Origin of the sequence: Pseudomonas sp. ATCC 13867, from assembly GCF_000349845.1 — a bacterium.
Classification (GTDB): domain Bacteria; phylum Pseudomonadota; class Gammaproteobacteria; order Pseudomonadales; family Pseudomonadaceae; genus Pseudomonas.
The window spans coordinates 2,309,545-2,324,825 of record NC_020829.1 but is presented as its reverse complement, the minus strand read 5'-3'; the positions used below and the strand labels follow the sequence as shown (position 1 = coordinate 2,324,825).

At 64.6% G+C, this 15,281-nt stretch carries 13 protein-coding genes; 6 read left to right on the top strand and 7 right to left on the bottom strand.

Going from position 1 to position 15,281, the window contains the following annotated elements:
* Nucleotide 1 precedes the first annotated feature (1 nt).
* From H681_RS10650 to ppsA, 5 genes are all read right to left on the bottom strand, one after another.
* Nucleotides 2–250 (bottom strand): hypothetical protein, encoded by a 249-nt coding sequence (locus tag H681_RS10650; protein ID WP_015476862.1) that lies wholly within the window; start codon nucleotides 248–250, stop codon nucleotides 2–4.
* 76 nt (nucleotides 251–326) lie between these two features.
* Complete coding sequence (locus H681_RS10645) at nucleotides 327–1,325, bottom strand: zinc transporter ZntB (RefSeq protein ID WP_015476861.1); 999 nt, start codon at nucleotides 1,323–1,325, stop codon at nucleotides 327–329.
* Nucleotides 1,326–1,418: 93 nt separating this feature from the next.
* Entirely contained in the window at nucleotides 1,419–1,907 is a 489-nt protein-coding gene (gene rraA, locus H681_RS10640) for a ribonuclease E activity regulator RraA (protein WP_015476860.1), read from the bottom strand.
* A gap of 104 nt (nucleotides 1,908–2,011) precedes the next feature.
* Entirely contained in the window at nucleotides 2,012–2,986 is a 975-nt protein-coding gene (locus H681_RS10635) for an alpha/beta fold hydrolase (RefSeq protein WP_015476859.1), read from the bottom strand.
* A gap of 68 nt (nucleotides 2,987–3,054) precedes the next feature.
* Nucleotides 3,055–5,424 (bottom strand): phosphoenolpyruvate synthase, encoded by a 2,370-nt coding sequence (gene ppsA, locus H681_RS10630; RefSeq protein WP_015476858.1) that lies wholly within the window; start codon nucleotides 5,422–5,424, stop codon nucleotides 3,055–3,057.
* 165 nt (nucleotides 5,425–5,589) lie between these two features.
* Here ppsA and ppsR point away from each other — a divergent pair, with 165 nt between their 5' ends.
* The 6 genes from ppsR (at nucleotide 5,590) to H681_RS10600 (ending at nucleotide 12,331) form a co-directional block, all read left to right on the top strand.
* Nucleotides 5,590–6,408: a posphoenolpyruvate synthetase regulatory kinase/phosphorylase PpsR gene (gene ppsR, locus H681_RS10625; protein ID WP_015476856.1), complete on the top strand. Its 819-nt coding sequence runs from the start codon at nucleotides 5,590–5,592 to the stop codon at nucleotides 6,406–6,408.
* A 151-nt stretch (nucleotides 6,409–6,559) separates the two neighbouring features.
* Nucleotides 6,560–8,098, top strand: a complete 1,539-nt coding sequence (locus H681_RS10620; protein ID WP_015476855.1) for a DUF3300 domain-containing protein — start codon at nucleotides 6,560–6,562, stop codon at nucleotides 8,096–8,098.
* Between the two features lie 10 nt (nucleotides 8,099–8,108).
* The gene (locus H681_RS10615) at nucleotides 8,109–8,999 is read left to right on the top strand and encodes a DUF2950 domain-containing protein (protein ID WP_015476854.1); all 891 of its coding nucleotides are present in this window, start codon (nucleotides 8,109–8,111) and stop codon (nucleotides 8,997–8,999) included.
* 262 nt (nucleotides 9,000–9,261) lie between these two features.
* Nucleotides 9,262–9,804, top strand: coding sequence for a retropepsin-like aspartic peptidase RloA (gene rloA / locus H681_RS10610; protein WP_015476853.1), 543 nt, complete (start codon nucleotides 9,262–9,264; stop codon nucleotides 9,802–9,804).
* Between the two features lie 4 nt (nucleotides 9,805–9,808).
* Nucleotides 9,809–11,341: an osmotic stress tolerance membrane protein RloB gene (gene rloB / locus H681_RS10605; protein ID WP_015476852.1), complete on the top strand. Its 1,533-nt coding sequence runs from the start codon at nucleotides 9,809–9,811 to the stop codon at nucleotides 11,339–11,341.
* A 3-nt stretch (nucleotides 11,342–11,344) separates the two neighbouring features.
* Complete coding sequence (locus H681_RS10600) at nucleotides 11,345–12,331, top strand: alpha-L-glutamate ligase-like protein (RefSeq protein ID WP_015476851.1); 987 nt, start codon at nucleotides 11,345–11,347, stop codon at nucleotides 12,329–12,331.
* Between the two features lie 155 nt (nucleotides 12,332–12,486).
* Here H681_RS10600 and H681_RS10595 read toward each other — a convergent pair whose 3' ends face one another.
* Both H681_RS10595 and H681_RS10590 read right to left on the bottom strand, forming a co-directional pair.
* Nucleotides 12,487–13,650 carry a MalM family protein gene (locus tag H681_RS10595; protein WP_442961264.1) on the bottom strand — a complete coding sequence of 388 codons (1,164 nt, stop codon included), beginning with the start codon at nucleotides 13,648–13,650 and terminating at the stop codon, nucleotides 12,487–12,489.
* 32 nt (nucleotides 13,651–13,682) lie between these two features.
* Nucleotides 13,683–15,281: an outer membrane protein transport protein gene (locus H681_RS10590; protein WP_086009558.1), complete on the bottom strand. Its 1,599-nt coding sequence runs from the start codon at nucleotides 15,279–15,281 to the stop codon at nucleotides 13,683–13,685.

Sequence of the window (15,281 nt, the reverse complement as noted above, 5' to 3'; positions counted from 1 at the left end):
TTCAATCGGCCTTGTCAGCGGAAGGGGCGGGATTCTGCGCGCGACGCGAGACGGGCGCAAGGTGCAGGGCGCCGCGGCTGACGCCGATGGACAGCGCTTCCAGCCAGTGGCCCATCAGACTGAACAGGTCGCCCGCGCCAACCTGGCGGTTGGCGGTCTTGAGCACACGATCCAGGCGAGAGTCATCGCCCGGCTGCTCCGGCGGCATCTTCAGCAGATCACGCAAGGATTCTTCAAATGGGTCGTGCATGCACACCTCGCCTGTGTGAGGTGTTTGAAGCCCTCACCGATTCACAAGTCACATCCAATGCCCGCCGCGGCACGCCTCACAGCCAGCGCAAGCGGCGGAAAATCCACCACTGGAACGTCGCGATGCCGCCGATGAGCAGGCAGGCCACCACGAAGCCATAGGGCGCTTCCGCCCCTGGAATACCGCCGACATTGATGCCCAGAAGCCCCGTCACGAAGCTCATGGGCAGGAAAAAGCCGGTAATGATACCAAGCAGATACATGGTGCGGTTCATTCGCTCGGTAATTCGACGATGTTCGGCCTCCTGGATCAGGCTGATGCGCTCGCGGATCAGCTCCAGTTCCTCCAGATTGCGGGTCAGGCGGTTGTAGAGCTCGTTCCAGTAGTCGGCGTCATCGGCGACCGTCCATGACAGCTTGAACTTGATCATCTGCGCGTAGATCTCGCGCTGGGGCGAGAGGTACCGCCGCAACCCGGCAGCCCGCCGGCGCAGGGTCCGAAGCTGATGCTGGTCGGGAATGCTGCGCTCGTCCTCCTCGATGGCCTCTTCCATCGCGTCGAGCTGATCGGCCAACCCGCCGATCAGCGTATCGACCCGGTCGGTGAGGTAGTGCGCCAGGTACAGCACCACTTCGGAAGCGGTTTTCGGACCACGCCCGGCCACAAGATCCGTACGCAGGTCGGCCACCGCCTTGAGCGGACGCAAGCGCAGGGAAATCACCCGCTGCGACTCGGCGTAGACCCGCAGAGACACCATGTCCTCCGGCACCGCGCCGGGGTTCAGGTTCACCCCGCGCAGGAACAGCAGCAGACGCTCGCCGCCCAGATCGACCAGCCGGGGACGGGTTGCCTCCTCCAGCAGCAGGTCACAGGCGAACTCATTGAGCCCGCTGGATTCGCGCAGCCAGCTTTGCGCCTCCGCAACGCCACGGTCCCAGTGCACCCAGAGACTTTCCTCCGGCTTGAGGTCCAGCAACGGCAACTCGTTACGGGAAATTTCCCGGGCGCCGCCACGCCCATCGAGCACGAAGCCGTCGATCAGGCCGCGCTCGGTACCACCTTCGTATGCCTGCATGCCCTCTCCCGCCTCCACGCCCGGGGCGCTACATGAAAAATGCCGGAAGCATCCGCTTCCGGCATTGACTCGAACCGAGGTTGGAGGTTCGCCTTATTCCGGCATTTTCAGCGCCTGGGGCGAGACAATGATGCCGTTGTTGTCGGCATAGACGAACTCGCCCGGGCGGAAGGTGATGCCGCCGAAGGTCACCGCGACGTTCAGATCGCCGATGCCGCGCTTGTCGGTCTTCATCGGGTGGCTGGCCAGCGCCTGCACGCCCAGGTCGGTCTGCGCGATCACATCCACGTCACGGATGCAGCCGTACACCACGATACCTTCCCAGCCATTCTTCGCCGCCTTCTCGGCCAGCATGTCGCCCAGCAGCGCGCGACGCAGCGAGCCGCCGCCGTCCACCACCATGACCTTGCCCTTGCCGTCCTTCTCGACCTGCTCCTTGACCAGCGAGTTGTCTTCGAAGCACTTGATGGTGACGATCTCGCCACCGAAGGAGTCCCGCCCGCCGAAGTTGCTGAACATCGGCTCGACGACCTGGACCAGCTCCGGATAGGCATCGCACAGATCGGGGGTGACGTAATGCATGAAGACGCTCCTCTTGATGAAAACGGAAAGGCCATCCGGCCCTGACGTGACTGAAAGATGCACTGGCGTCACAGTCTACCCGTTGCGGCGCCGACGAGGAACGCTCAGGCCTGTGCCAGAGCGTCCTGCCCGGCCGGCAGTGCGCCATGCTCCAGCCAGTGCAGCAAGCGCGGCCAGACTTCGCGCTGGGCGCCCTTGCTGATCAACATCTCGATGTGCCCGTAGTCCTCGGCGAATCCATGCCGACGCCCCAGCCGCAGGTATTCGCGAACCTCGGAACCGAACTGTTCCAGCAGCTTGTTGCACGCCCAGGCCGGGTCCTGGTGGTCGCCATCCGACGCCACGGCCAGCACTCGCGTGCGCACGTTCGCCAATCCCGCCCACCAGTCGTTGCCCTTCTCGCCGAAACTCCCGAACAGGCTGTGCCAGTGCAGGGTTTCCAGCGCCAGGCCGAGCGGCTCGTCCTCCGGACCACGCTTCAGGCGCGCACCGGACAACCCGCCCATGCGCTTGAGCAGGAAACGACTGCTCCACGCGATCGGCGGCAATTTCAACGGCCAGTAGACGCGGCTCACCTGGCTGCCGCAGAGTGCCACGCTGGCCGCCTGCCCCTCCTCCAGATAACCGCCACCCAGTGCCGCCGCCAGGGTGATGCCGCCCAGGGAATGGCCGATCCAGTGCGGCGTCTGCGCACTCTGCTCGACGACGAAGCGCGCGATGGCCGGCAAGTCGAAACGGGCGTAGTCGGCCACACGGTTGCGGGCGTAGTCGTGATTGCGCGGGGAAAGCCCGTGCCCGCGCATCTCCGGAATCCAGACGTCGAATCCGGCGCGCGCCAGGTAGGGGCCGAGGCCCAGGCACTTGGGCGAATACCAGAAACGCCGGTTGGAGAAGCTGCCGTGCAGGAGTATCACCGGCGCGCCCCGGGAACCCTCGCGGAGGCCGAGACGAGTCAGTGCCAGCTCGACGCTGGAGTCGGGACTGTTGCCCGGCTTGAGCCGGTATATGTCCTCGGTGAGATCACCACGGAACTCTGCGCTCAGGAGCGCAACGGGAAAGAGTTGACTGCTGCTTTGCATGGAATCGGCTGGCACAAAAAAGGGCGGGTGAAATCACCCGCCCCTTTTCTTGGATGGTAGAGGAACCGTCAGGACTGGCCTTCGGCGAGGAAGAACCAGGTGTCGAGGACCGAGTCGGGGTTCAGCGACACGCTCTCGATGCCCTGCTCCATCAGCCACTTGGCGAGGTCCGGGTGGTCCGACGGGCCCTGGCCGCAGATGCCGATGTACTTGCCGGCACGGTTGCACGCCTGGATGGCGTTGGACAGGAGCTTCTTCACCGCCGGGTTACGTTCGTCGAACAGGTGCGCGACGATGCCCGAGTCACGGTCCAGGCCCAGGGTCAGCTGGGTCAGGTCGTTGGAACCGATGGAGAAGCCGTCGAAGAACTCGAGGAACTCATCGGCCAGCAGGGCGTTGGACGGCAGCTCGCACATCATGATGACACGCAGACCGTTCTCGCCACGCTTCAGACCGTTGGTGGCCAGCAGGTCGACGACCTGGGAGGCTTCGCCCAGGGTACGGACGAACGGCACCATCAGCTCGACGTTGGTCAGGCCCATCTCGTTGCGGACCTTCTTCATCGCGCGGCATTCGAGCTCGAAGCAGTCGCGGAAGGATTCGCTGATGTAGCGCGAGGCGCCACGGAAGCCGAGCATCGGGTTCTCTTCTTCCGGCTCGTAGAGCTTGCCGCCGATCAGGTTGGCGTATTCGTTGGACTTGAAGTCCGACAGGCGCACGATGACCTTCTTCGGCCAGAACGCAGCGGCCAGGGTGCTGACGCCCTCGACCAGCTTCTCGACGTAGAAGCCGACCGGATCGTCGTAACCGGCGATGCGCTTCTCGACGCTGTCCTTGATGTCCGCCGGCAGGCTGGCGAAGTTCAGCAGCGCCTTGGGGTGCACGCCGATCATGCGGTTGATGATGAACTCCAGGCGGGCCAGGCCCACACCTTCGTTCGGCAGTTGGGCGAAGTCGAAGGCGCGGTCCGGGTTGCCGACGTTCATCATGATCTTGAACGGTAGCTCGGGCATGGCGTCGACCGAGTTCTGGCGGATATCGAAGCCCAGTTCACCTTCGTAGATCAGGCCGGTGTCGCCTTCGGCGCAGGATACGGTCACACGCTGGCCGTCCTGCAGGACGGCAGTGGCGTTGCCGCAACCCACGACCGCCGGGATGCCCAGTTCACGGGCAATGATCGCCGCGTGGCAGGTACGGCCGCCACGGTTGGTGACGATGGCGCTGGCGCGCTTCATGACGGGTTCCCAATCCGGGTCGGTCATGTCGGAGACCAGCACGTCGCCCGGCTGGACCTTGTCCATCTCGGAAACGTCGTGGATCACCTTCACCGGGCCGGCGCCGATGCGCTGGCCAATGGCGCGACCTTCGACCAGGACCTTGCCCTTCTCCTTGAGCAGGTAGCGTTCCATGACGTTGGCGCTGGAACGGCTCTTCACGGTCTCAGGACGGGCCTGAACGATGTACAGCTTGCCGTCGTCACCGTCCTTCGCCCATTCGATGTCCATCGGACGCTCGTAGTGCTTCTCGATGATCAGGGCCTGCTTGGCCAGTTCGATGACCTCGGCATCGGACAGCGCGAAACGGGCGCGATCGGCCTTCTCCACGTCGACGACCTTGACCGACTTGCCGGCCTTGGCTTCGTCGCCGTAGACCATCTTGATGGCCTTGCTGCCCAGGTTGCGGCGCAGGATCGCCGGGCGACCGGCTTCCAGGGTGGGCTTGTGCACGTAGAATTCGTCGGGGTTCACCGCGCCCTGCACCACGGTCTCGCCGAGGCCGTAGGCACCGGTGATGAACACCACGTCACGGAAACCGGATTCGGTGTCCAGGGTGAACATCACGCCGGCAGTGCCGGTTTCCGAGCGGACCATGCGCTGCACGCCGGCGGACAGGGCGACCAGCTTGTGGTCGAAGCCCTGGTGCACGCGGTAGGCGATGGCACGGTCGTTGAAGAGGGAAGCGAAGACTTCCTTAGCCGCGCGGATCACGTTGTCCACGCCGCGGATGTTCAGGAAGGTTTCCTGCTGGCCGGCGAAGGAGGCGTCCGGCAGGTCTTCAGCGGTCGCGGAGGAGCGTACGGCGACGGCCATGTTGTCATTGCCGCCCGCCATTTCGGCGAAGGCCTTGCGGATTTCGGCATCGAGCCGGGCCGGGAACTCGGCATCCATCACCCACTGACGAATCTGCGCGCCAGTCTTGGCCAGGGCATTCACGTCATCCACATCGAGAGCATCCAGGGCAGCATGGATGCGATCGTTAAGGCCGCTCTGCTCGAGGAAGTCACGGTAGGCCTGGGCGGTGGTAGCGAAACCACCCGGTACGGAAACGCCGGCGCCGGCGAGGTTGCTGATCATTTCGCCCAGGGATGCGTTCTTGCCCCCCACATGTTCGACATCATGGACGCCGAGCTTATCGAGGGAAACTACGTACTCTACCAAGGTGATCTCTCCACTAAGGTGTTGGAAAAGGTCGTACGGGCCGGTGCGGCGCCACTCTTCTGGCCCGGGCCAGAAAAATGAGTAAGAATGCCCCGGCAAAGGGCCTTGCAAACGCGCGGCCTATCATAGCCAAGAAACGTTCCTACCTTAAGGCCCGCAGCGCATATGAAACGAACTGCATTCTTCATTTCCGACGGCACCGGCATTACTGCCGAAACCCTCGGCCAGAGCCTTCTAGCGCAGTTCGAGAACATCAACTTCGTCAAACTGACGCGACCTTACATCGATACCGAAGAAAAAGCGCGCGTCATGGTACAGCAAATCAACACTGCTGCCGAGGCGGACGGTGCACGCCCGATCATCTTCGATACCATCGTGAACCGCGAGATCCGTTCGGTCCTTGCGCAATCCAACGGCTTCATGATTGACATCTTCTCGACGTTTTTGTCCCCGCTCGAGCAAGAATTATCCTCAGATTCGTCGTATTCCGTCGGAAAATCCCACAGCATCGGCCACAACTCCAACTACATGGAGCGCATCGATGCGGTCAACTTCGCGCTGGACAACGACGACGGCGCCCGCACGCACTACTACGACAAGGCCGACCTGATCCTGGTGGGCGTATCGCGCTGCGGCAAGACGCCGACCTGCCTTTATATGGCACTGCAATACGGCATCCGCGCGGCGAACTACCCGCTGACCGAGGAAGACATGGAGCGCCTGCAGTTGCCCAACGCGCTCAAGCCCTACAAGCACAAGCTGTTCGGCCTGACCATCGACCCCGACCGGCTCACCGCCATCCGCAACGAGCGCAAGCCCAACAGCCGCTACGCCAGCTTCGCCCAGTGCGAGTTCGAGGTGCGCGAGGTGGAGAGTCTGTTCCGTCGCGAGAACATCGCCTACATCAACTCGACGCATTTCTCGGTGGAAGAAATTTCCGCCAAGATCCTGGTCGAGAAAGGCGTGGAACGCCGGCTCAAGTAACCGCCCCTCGCTCCAAGCGACGGCCGGCACTCCCGGCCGTTCGACTTTCGGCAGCCTCTCGCCAATACGCCTATCATTCTGTGGACCCGCGATTTGCCCGTGGCACCTTTCACGGGTCGGGCATTCCCCGGCACAGGCACAGGAGAGCGCCATGCGAGAATGTCAGCATCTGATCCTGGCCGTCCTGCTGGCGTTGACGGGCTGTGACTCGGACCAGCCGCCCGACGCCAAAACCACCACACCCAGCCCGCCTCCCGCCGCCGCAGCGCCTGCGCCGCCCGCCGCCGCGCCCGAACGCGCGGCCCCTCCGCCCACTTCAACAGCAGCGCCCCAGGCGGTATTCACCACCGAACAACTCGACCAGATGCTCGCGCCGCTGGCGCTGTACCCCGACTCGCTGCTGGCCCAGGTGCTGATGGCAACCACCTATCCAGGCAATGTGGCCGACGCGGCAGCCTGGTCGAAGGCGCATCCCGACGCGACCGGCGACGCCGCCGTGAAGCAGGTGGCCAACCAGCCGTGGGACCCGAGTGTCCAGTCGTTGGTCGCCTTCCCCGCCGTATTGGCCACGCTTGACCAGGACCCGGCCTGGGTACAGCGCGTCGGCGATGCCTTCCTGGCCCAGCCCGACGCCGTGATGGACTCCATCCAGCGCCTGCGCCGCCAGGCCCAGGCCGCCGGCAACCTGACGTCGAACGAACAGCAGACCGTCACCGTCCAACCGGCAGCGCCGCAAACTCCGGCGCAGGCGGCCTCCGACGGCGGCACCGTGGTGGTGCAGCAACCGGCGCCCTCCCAGACGATCGTCATCGAGCCCACCAACCCGCAGGTCGTCTACGTCCCCAGCTACAACCCCAACCAGGTCTACGGCACCTGGGCCTACCCATCCAGTCCGCCGACCTACTACCCCCCACCCCCCGAATACCCTGTCGCTACCGCGCTGGCCACTGGCCTGGCATTCGGCGCGGGGGTCGCCATCGTGAACTCGCTCTGGGGCGACTGCGACTGGGACGACCATGACCTCGACGTCGATGTGAACCGCTACAACAACATCAACGTCAACCGACAGATCAACGCCAACCGGAATACCTGGCGGCATGATCCCCTCTATCGCAACGGCGTGCCCTACCGCGACTCCGTCAGCCGCGAGCAGTACAGCCGGCGGCTGGCCGGCGGCGAACAGCGCGAGGCCCTGCGCGGCTTCGACTCCGCCCGCGCCCAGGAGCGCTCGCGCGCGCGCGAAAGCCTTGCCCAGCGCGGCATTACGCCGCCGGCGGTGAACAATGCCCAGGCTCGCGAACGCGCCCAGGCCGCCACCCGGGAGCTGCGCGACAATCCGCAAGCCCTTCAGCGCGCCCAGCAGGCCAACCGCGAATTGCGCGACAACCCCGACGCCCGCCAGCGCGCCCAGAGCGTGGCACAAAACCGCAGCGCACAGCCCCAACAACGACCACGGGCGCAGAACAACGCGCAGATTCGCGAACAGGCACGCCAGCAGCACGCCAGGCTCCAGGCCCCGCGCAACAACGCCTTCGCCGGGGCCAGCAACCCGACGCAATCCCGAGCGCTCACCCACCGCGGGCAAGCCAGCCGCGCCGTTGCCAGCCGGCCCCAGGCCGTGCGCACTGGTCACACCGTGCAACGCCCTGCTCGCGCCCCGTCCGGCGGCGGCCTGCGGCGGCACAGATAGGAGCCTGGTCATGCATGTCGTCTCGCGCATACTCGCGCTTGCCCTCCTGGGTGCGCTGCCCTGCAGCCTGCTGGCGCAGGAAACCTTCCCCACGCCGGAAGCCGCCGCCGACGCCTTCATCGCCGCGCTCGGCACGCAAAAGGCAGACCCTGACCGCCTGGCCGCCCTGCTCGGCAAGGACTGGCACAACTACATCCCGACCAAAGGCATCGATCGGCAGGAGGTGAACGCCTTCCTCGCGCACTATCGGGACAAGCACCAGATCGAGAAGGACACCCCCGAGCGCGCCCACCTGGTGGTCGGCAACGATCCCTGGACACTGCCCCTGCCGATCCTGCACGAAAAGAAAGGATGGGCATTCAACGCCAAGGCTGGCGGCGAGGAAATCCGCATCCGGCGCATCGGCCGCAACGAAGAGGCGGCGGTGAGCGCGGTGCAGGCCTACCACGACGCGCAGATGGATTTCGCCGAGGAGGACCGCAACGGCGACGGCATTCTGGAATACGCACAGAAGTTCGTCAGCAGCGACGGCCACCACGACGGCCTGTACTGGCCGGAAGAGGACGGCGGCGAGGAAAGCCCCCTCGGCCCCTTGTTCGGCGACGATCTCCCGGGGGATGGCTGGCACGGCTATCACTACCGGATCCTCACGGCCCAGGGCCCCTCGGCTCCCGGCGGCGCCTACGACTACCTGATCGGCGGCAAGATGACTCGCGGTTTCGCCCTGGTCGCCTGGCCGGTCCGTTATGGCGACAGCGGTGTGATGAGTTTCATGATCAGCCACGACGGCGAAATCTTCTCCAAGAACCTGGGGCCCGACGGCGGGAAAGTCGCGATGAAAATGAGCCGCTTCGACCCCGATAGCAGCTGGAGCGAAGTCAGCGTACCGGAAACGCCCTGAACCCTCGCGCAATCCGGCTGCCGGGCGGCGGCCGTGGAAGGAAAAGCCTCTGCGGCCGGCTCGCACAAGGCACGCTTGGAACAAATACCCTGCCAAGGCGCCAACCGACTGTCGCCACGCAAAAGCCACATGATAGAATTTGGCGCGTTATTGCCTGGCGTCCCTGGGCCCGCCGAGTGGTAACCCGGCCACGGCCGAATGGGGGTGACGACCGGGACACTTACTTTTCCAAGGCTTTGCGGCCACCCACTCATCAAGACCTATGAGACTCAAGCCCACTGCCCTGCTGCTTCTCCTGAGCGCCGTCCTGCTTTCCGGCACCACTGCCGCCGCCGGCAAGACGGTCTACGGCCTGAACGAATACGCCCGCATCGACGACCTGAGCCTGGAGCTGGCCGCCAAACTCGACACCGGCGCCAAGACCGCCTCGCTCAGCGCCCGCGACATCAAGCGCTTCAAGCGCGACGGCGAAACCTGGGTGCGTTTCTACCTCGCCACCGACACCGCCGACAGCCAGCCGATCGAAAAACCGCTGGCGCGCATCAGTAAGATCAAGCGCCGCCACGGCGACTACGACCCCGATGGAGGCAAGGCCTATACCGCGCGCCCGGTGATCGAGCTGGACGTCTGCATGGGCAAGATCAGACGCACCATCGAAGTGAACCTTACCGACCGTAGCGCCTTCCAATACCCGCTTCTGATCGGCTCCGACGCGCTCAAGCGCTTCGGCGCCCTGGTCGACCCGAGCCTGAAATACGCCGCCGGCAAGCCCGGCTGCCAACCCGTAGCGAAACCTGCCGAGTAATCCCATGCGCTCTCTTACCCTGCATCTGAAGGTCCTGATCGCCATCCTGCTGACGTTGGGCGTCGCGATCACCGCCTACCAGATCTTCATCCTCGGTATCCCGATGACCGAGGCCGAGACCGACGACTTGTGGAACATCGACGCCAAGGTCGAGTTCATCGCCACGCCGAAGACACCGGTGAAGGTACAGATGTTCGTGCCGCCGCTGAGCCAGGATTACGTCAGCCTCAACGAGAGCTTCGTCTCCAACAACTATGGCGTGGGCATCAACCGCGCCGACGGCAACCGCAAGGTGACCTGGTCCTCGCGCCGCGCCAACGGCCAGCAGACCCTCTACTACCGCCTGGTGCTGACCAAGCGCTACGCTGGCGCCGGCGAAAAGGCCAAGGAAAAGGGCCCGATCTTCCGCGACAGCCTGCCCCTGGAAGGCCCGGAGAAGATTGCCGCCGAAGCCTTGATCGCGCCCATCCGCCAGCATTCGGCGGACGTCGAGACCTTCGTCAGCGAAGCCATCAAGCGCGCCAACAACCTCAGCGACGACAACGTCAAGCTGCTGCTGGCCGGCGATACCAGCCTGGACAAGCGCTCCCACGTGGTCGAGACCCTGCTGGCCGTGGCCCACGTACCGCTGGAGCGAGTGCACACCATTCGCCTGGTCGCCAACCAGCCGCAACAGCCGGAACTTTGGCTGCGCAGCTTCAACGGCAAGGAATGGCTGTACTTCAACCCGGAGAACGGCGAACGCGGCCTGCCCGCCGACCGCCTGATCTGGTGGCTGGGTGACGAGAGCCTGCTGTCCATCGAGGGTGGCAAGAAGGCCCAGGTCAGCTTCAGCCTCAACAGCAGCGAGATGAACGCTATCCGCCTGGCCAAGCTGTCGGACGAGAACACCGACGCGGCCTTCCTCGAGTACTCGCTGTACGGCCTGCCGCTGTCCACCCAGCAGACCTTCCAGATCATGATCATGATCCCGTTCGGCGTGCTGGTGATCCTGGTGCTGCGCAACCTGATCGGCATCCAGACCCTGGGTACCTTCACCCCGGTGCTGATCGCCCTCGCCTTCCGCGAAACCGGCCTGCAGTGGGGTATCGGCCTGTTCACCGTGATCACCGCGCTGGGCCTGTCGCTACGCTCCTACCTGGAACACCTGAAGTTGCAGATGCTGCCGCGCCTGTCGGTGGTGCTGACCTTCGTGGTGGTGATGATCGCCGCCATCAGCCTGCTCAGCCACAAGCTCGGCTTCGAGAGCGGTCTGTCGGTGGCGCTGTTCCCGATGGTGATCCTGACCATGAGCATCGAACGCCTGTCGATCACCTGGGAAGAGCGCGGCGCGGCCCACGCCATGAAGGCCGCCATCGGCACCCTGTTCGCCGCCGCCCTGGCGCACATCCTGATGCGCGTACCGGAACTGGTGTACTTCGTGTTCACCTTCCCGGCCGTATTGCTGATCCTGGTGTCGTTCATGCTGGCGATGGGTCGCTACCGCGGTTACCGCCTGACCGAACTGTTCCGCTTCAAAGCCTTCCTCAAGGACTAAGCCATGTTCGGCCTGATCAAGCGATGGAAAGCCCTGAGCGCCCTCGGCATCATGGGCATCAACCGGCGCAACGCGGACTACGTGCTCAAGTACAACCAGCGGCACCTGTACCCGATCGTCGATGACAAGATCATCACCAAGCAGCGCGCCATCGAGGCGGGGATCCACGTACCGGAAATGTACGGGATCATCTCCACCGAGAAGGAGATCGAACGCCTGCCGGAGATCATCGGCGAGCGTAGCGACTTCGTGATCAAGCCGGCGCAGGGCGCCGGCGGCGACGGCATCCTGGTGATCGCCGACCGCTTCGAGGGGCGCTACAAGACGGTGTCCGGGCGGATCATCAGCCACGGGGAAATCGAGCACCAGTTGTCGAGCATCCTCACCGGCCTGTATTCCCTGGGCGGCCACCGCGACCGCGCACTGATCGAGTACCGGGTGACCCCGGACCAGATCTTCAAGAGCATCAGCTACGAAGGCGTGCCGGACATCCGCATCATCGTGCTGATGGGCTACCCGGTGATGGCGATGCTGCGCCTGCCGACCCGCCAGTCCAACGGCAAGGCCAACCTGCACCAGGGCGCCATCGGCGTGGGTGTGGACCTGGCCACCGGCCTGACCCTGCGCGGCACCTGGCTGAACAACAAGATCAGCAAGCACCCGGACACCACCAATGCGGTGGACGGCGTGCAGTTGCCCAACTGGGACGGCTTCATGAAGCTCGCCGCCGGCTGCTACGAGCTGTGCGGTCTGGGCTATATCGGCGTGGACATGGTGCTGGACCAGGACAAGGGCCCGCTGATCCTCGAGCTCAACGCCCGTCCCGGCCTGAACATCCAGATCGCCAACGACTGCGGCCTGACCCTGCGCACCCATGCGGTCGAGGCGCATCTCGCCGAGTTGGAAGCCAAGGGCGTGAAGGAAGCCGTGGAAGAGCGCGTGCGCTTCTCCCAGGAACTGTTCGGGCACGTACGGCCCAAGGAAATCTGAGGCGCCCTGGCCCATGAAAAAGCCCGGCACTCGCCGTTTTTTTCATGGGGACTTTCTGTAGGAGCGAGCTTGCTCGCGAACGGATTTACCGGCCACACAGGTGTCGGACGATTTCGCGAGCAAGCTCGCTCCTACAAAAAACCGGCGCGACGGGATCAGCGCACCACTGCCAGTTCGAACCCGCCCTGATCGCCGTGCTCGCGCACCTTCATCCCCGCCTCGTTCACCGCCAGGCTTTCCAGCGGCCGCTTGTAGGGCTTGTTGTCGAGGGTTTGCAGACTGCGGTCTTCATCCGTGGTCAGCAGCAGCACGTAGCGCTCGCCCTGGTTGGCGCGCACCGGCACCGTGCCCTCGATAAAGGCATAGCGGTACCAGGTTTCCGGGTTGAGCTTGTACACCGCGTCGCTCACCAGACGGGTCGGGCGCTTGCGCTCGTCAAGGAACAGCAGCGACGGATACACCACCTGATGGTTGGCGAAACTGCGTACGCGCAGGCCGTAGACCCGCTGCGAACTGGGCAACTTCATCGCCACGAAATAACTCTTGCCCATCGGGAAATCGAAGCTCGGGGAGAACTTGTTCAGTTCTTCGTAGCGCGGTTCTTCCGCACTCAGCTCGGTGAAGTCGCCGTCGGCCATCTGCTCGCAGCAGCGGCGCTGCAGGTCCTGGTAGAGATCGTCGAGGGTCTTGCCGCTGCCCTTGAGCAAGGCCTTCATGGCATCGGTCTGCTCGCCGCTGCCATCCAGGCCGGGCAACGCCGCCGGGCGCGACTTGAATTCGATCTGCCGACCCTCGGTGTAGGCGATCCGGCTGCCACCCTGCTCGCCCCGGCGGAACGCCTCGGCGCGCTGCTCGGCGCTGATCGGCGAGTTGTGCATGCGGCCCTGCTCGTCGACCCAGGTGTAGTACGGGTTGCCGTTTTCGCTGCGGACGAAGCCCTTGTCCTCGTAGGCTTCGGCGTCGATGTACTCGGCGGAGTGATCGCCGTTGGGCAGCACGTAGTCGGTACGGCCCGGCGGCACCTGGCCGGCGGCGTAGAAGCTGTTCTGCAGGTTGCCCTGGGCATCGACCCAGGTGAAGTAGCGGCGCTTGCTCTCCCCGCCCGGCTGGGTGCCCGGCCATTGGGTCGCGGAGGCATCGAGCAGGCGCGCCCGGTCACTCTGGTCGATGCGTTTGTCAGCCTGGCGCTGCTGCTGGCTGAAGCTGGCGTCGACGAAGGTGTTGTGCACCTGGCCGTTGTCGTCCACCCAGGACAGGTATCGCCCACTGGCGGCCTGCACCGCCGGGACGACAATCCCGCCGGCGATCAGGCAGCTCATCAGGAGGGTCAGCTTGCGCATGTCCGGTGCCCTCAGAAAGTCGTCCGGTAGGTCATGGCGAAGATATAGGCCTTCACCGTGGTATCGACGTCAAGCCCCGCGTAGGGGTTGTAGACCAGGTTGTCGATGCCGGTGCAGTTCAGGTTGCAGCTGGTGCCGGCCTTGATGTGCTGCTTGGAGACGAAGTAGTTGAAGCCCAGGTCGATCACCGTGTCCTTGTCCCACTGGTAGCCCAGGCCGAGGCCGTAGAGGTCGGCATCGCCGATCGGCACCAGGGCATCGGCCTTGTCCTTGGGGATCGCCGATGGACGGTACTCGTAGCCGGCGCGCAGTTGCAGGCGGTCGTTGACGTCGTACTGCATGCCCATCGCGTAGCTCCAGGTGTCCTGGTAGCCGCGGTCGAGGATGATGCTGTGGTCGGTGGCGCCGTTGGGCGCGAAGTTCTTGGCGATGCGCAGCAGGTCGAGCTCCTTGTCGAACTCGATCTCCAGCTTGTTCCAGTCGCTGTAGTCGGTCCACTTCAGGTCGAAGTTGAACTGCCACTTGTCGAATGGGCGCAGCTTGATGCCGGTGGAGAAGCTGTCCGGGTTGACCATGTTCAGCGTCGCCACGCCGTGTTCCTCGTCGGTGTTGCCGTAGGGGAACAGCGGGCTCAGGAAGGCGCCGAAGATCGAGCCTTGCAGGCCCGACCAGAAGCCCTGCCAGTCCTCGGTGTAGTCGACCCGGTACTTGCCCTTCAGATGCATGCGCGACTCGCTCTGGTAGGTCGCGCCCCAGGCGAACCAGTCGCGGGGTTCCCAGAGGATGCCGAGGTTGAAGCTCGGCGAGAGACTCTGCTGCATGTCCAGCTTGAGGTTGGCCAGCGAGTCGTAGGGGCCGATGCGGCCGCCGCAGACGTTGAACACCAGTTCGACGATTTCCTGCGCGCCCGGCACGCAGGTGGTGTCGTGCAGGGTCTGCAGCAGGCCGGTGAGCAGGCCGGGGTTGCGGAAGTCGGTGTCCAGCGCCATCGCCTGGTGCGAGAAACCCACGGACAATCCCACCGAAAGATCGTCGTTGACCTGGTAGCCCAGCGAAGGCGAGAAGTAGGTGATGCGCTGCAGCGATACGCGGCGCCCTTCGAAGCGCGCCGGGTCGCTGTCGGAATCGCGCGAGTAGCCCAGCGCCTGCGGTGCGTAGACGTTGGTGGCGAATGTGAACTTCGATCCCGGCGGGTTGATCGACAGCCCGGCCAGCGGCGCCACCAGCAGCGGCATGTCGGTCATCCCGCCCAGGCCCGGCAGGTACATGGTCGGCGTCAGGGTACGGCTGCCGCTGTTGGCGACCGGATCGTCATCGATACCGAACGCGGAGTCGCCATAGTTGGGCGGCGCGTTGAAATCGGCGCGGATGTCCATCACCCCGGTGACCAGCTTGATCGCGGTCTGCCGCCCCTTGAGCTTGGTCAGGGCCGCGGGGTTGTAGTGCACCGCGTCGATGCCGGTGGAGTCGGCGGTGACGGCGTTGGCCATCGCCATAGCCTTGGGGTTGCCGATGGTCAGGTCGTTGGCCAGTTGGGCGCCCGCCAGTGACGACCAGCCAAGGCTTACCCCTGCCATCGCCAACGCGAGTGGCGAAATGCGCATAGTCAT

Coding starts and splice junctions, on each gene's coding strand:
- H681_RS10635 (WP_015476859.1), bottom strand. CDS start 2,986: ATGCAAAGCAGCAGTCAACTCTTTCCCGTTGCGCTCCTGAGCGCAGAG.
- H681_RS10600 (WP_015476851.1), top strand. CDS start 11,345: ATGTTCGGCCTGATCAAGCGATGGAAAGCCCTGAGCGCCCTCGGCATC.
- H681_RS10615 (WP_015476854.1), top strand. CDS start 8,109: ATGCATGTCGTCTCGCGCATACTCGCGCTTGCCCTCCTGGGTGCGCTG.
- H681_RS10590 (WP_086009558.1), bottom strand. CDS start 15,281: ATGACTATGCGCATTTCGCCACTCGCGTTGGCGATGGCAGGGGTAAGC.
- rloA (WP_015476853.1), top strand. CDS start 9,262: ATGAGACTCAAGCCCACTGCCCTGCTGCTTCTCCTGAGCGCCGTCCTG.
- H681_RS10645 (WP_015476861.1), bottom strand. CDS start 1,325: ATGCAGGCATACGAAGGTGGTACCGAGCGCGGCCTGATCGACGGCTTC.
- H681_RS10595 (WP_442961264.1), bottom strand. CDS start 13,650: ATGAGCTGCCTGATCGCCGGCGGGATTGTCGTCCCGGCGGTGCAGGCC.
- H681_RS10620 (WP_015476855.1), top strand. CDS start 6,560: ATGCGAGAATGTCAGCATCTGATCCTGGCCGTCCTGCTGGCGTTGACG.
- H681_RS10650 (WP_015476862.1), bottom strand. CDS start 250: ATGCACGACCCATTTGAAGAATCCTTGCGTGATCTGCTGAAGATGCCG.
- rraA (WP_015476860.1), bottom strand. CDS start 1,907: ATGCATTACGTCACCCCCGATCTGTGCGATGCCTATCCGGAGCTGGTC.
- rloB (WP_015476852.1), top strand. CDS start 9,809: ATGCGCTCTCTTACCCTGCATCTGAAGGTCCTGATCGCCATCCTGCTG.
- ppsR (WP_015476856.1), top strand. CDS start 5,590: ATGAAACGAACTGCATTCTTCATTTCCGACGGCACCGGCATTACTGCC.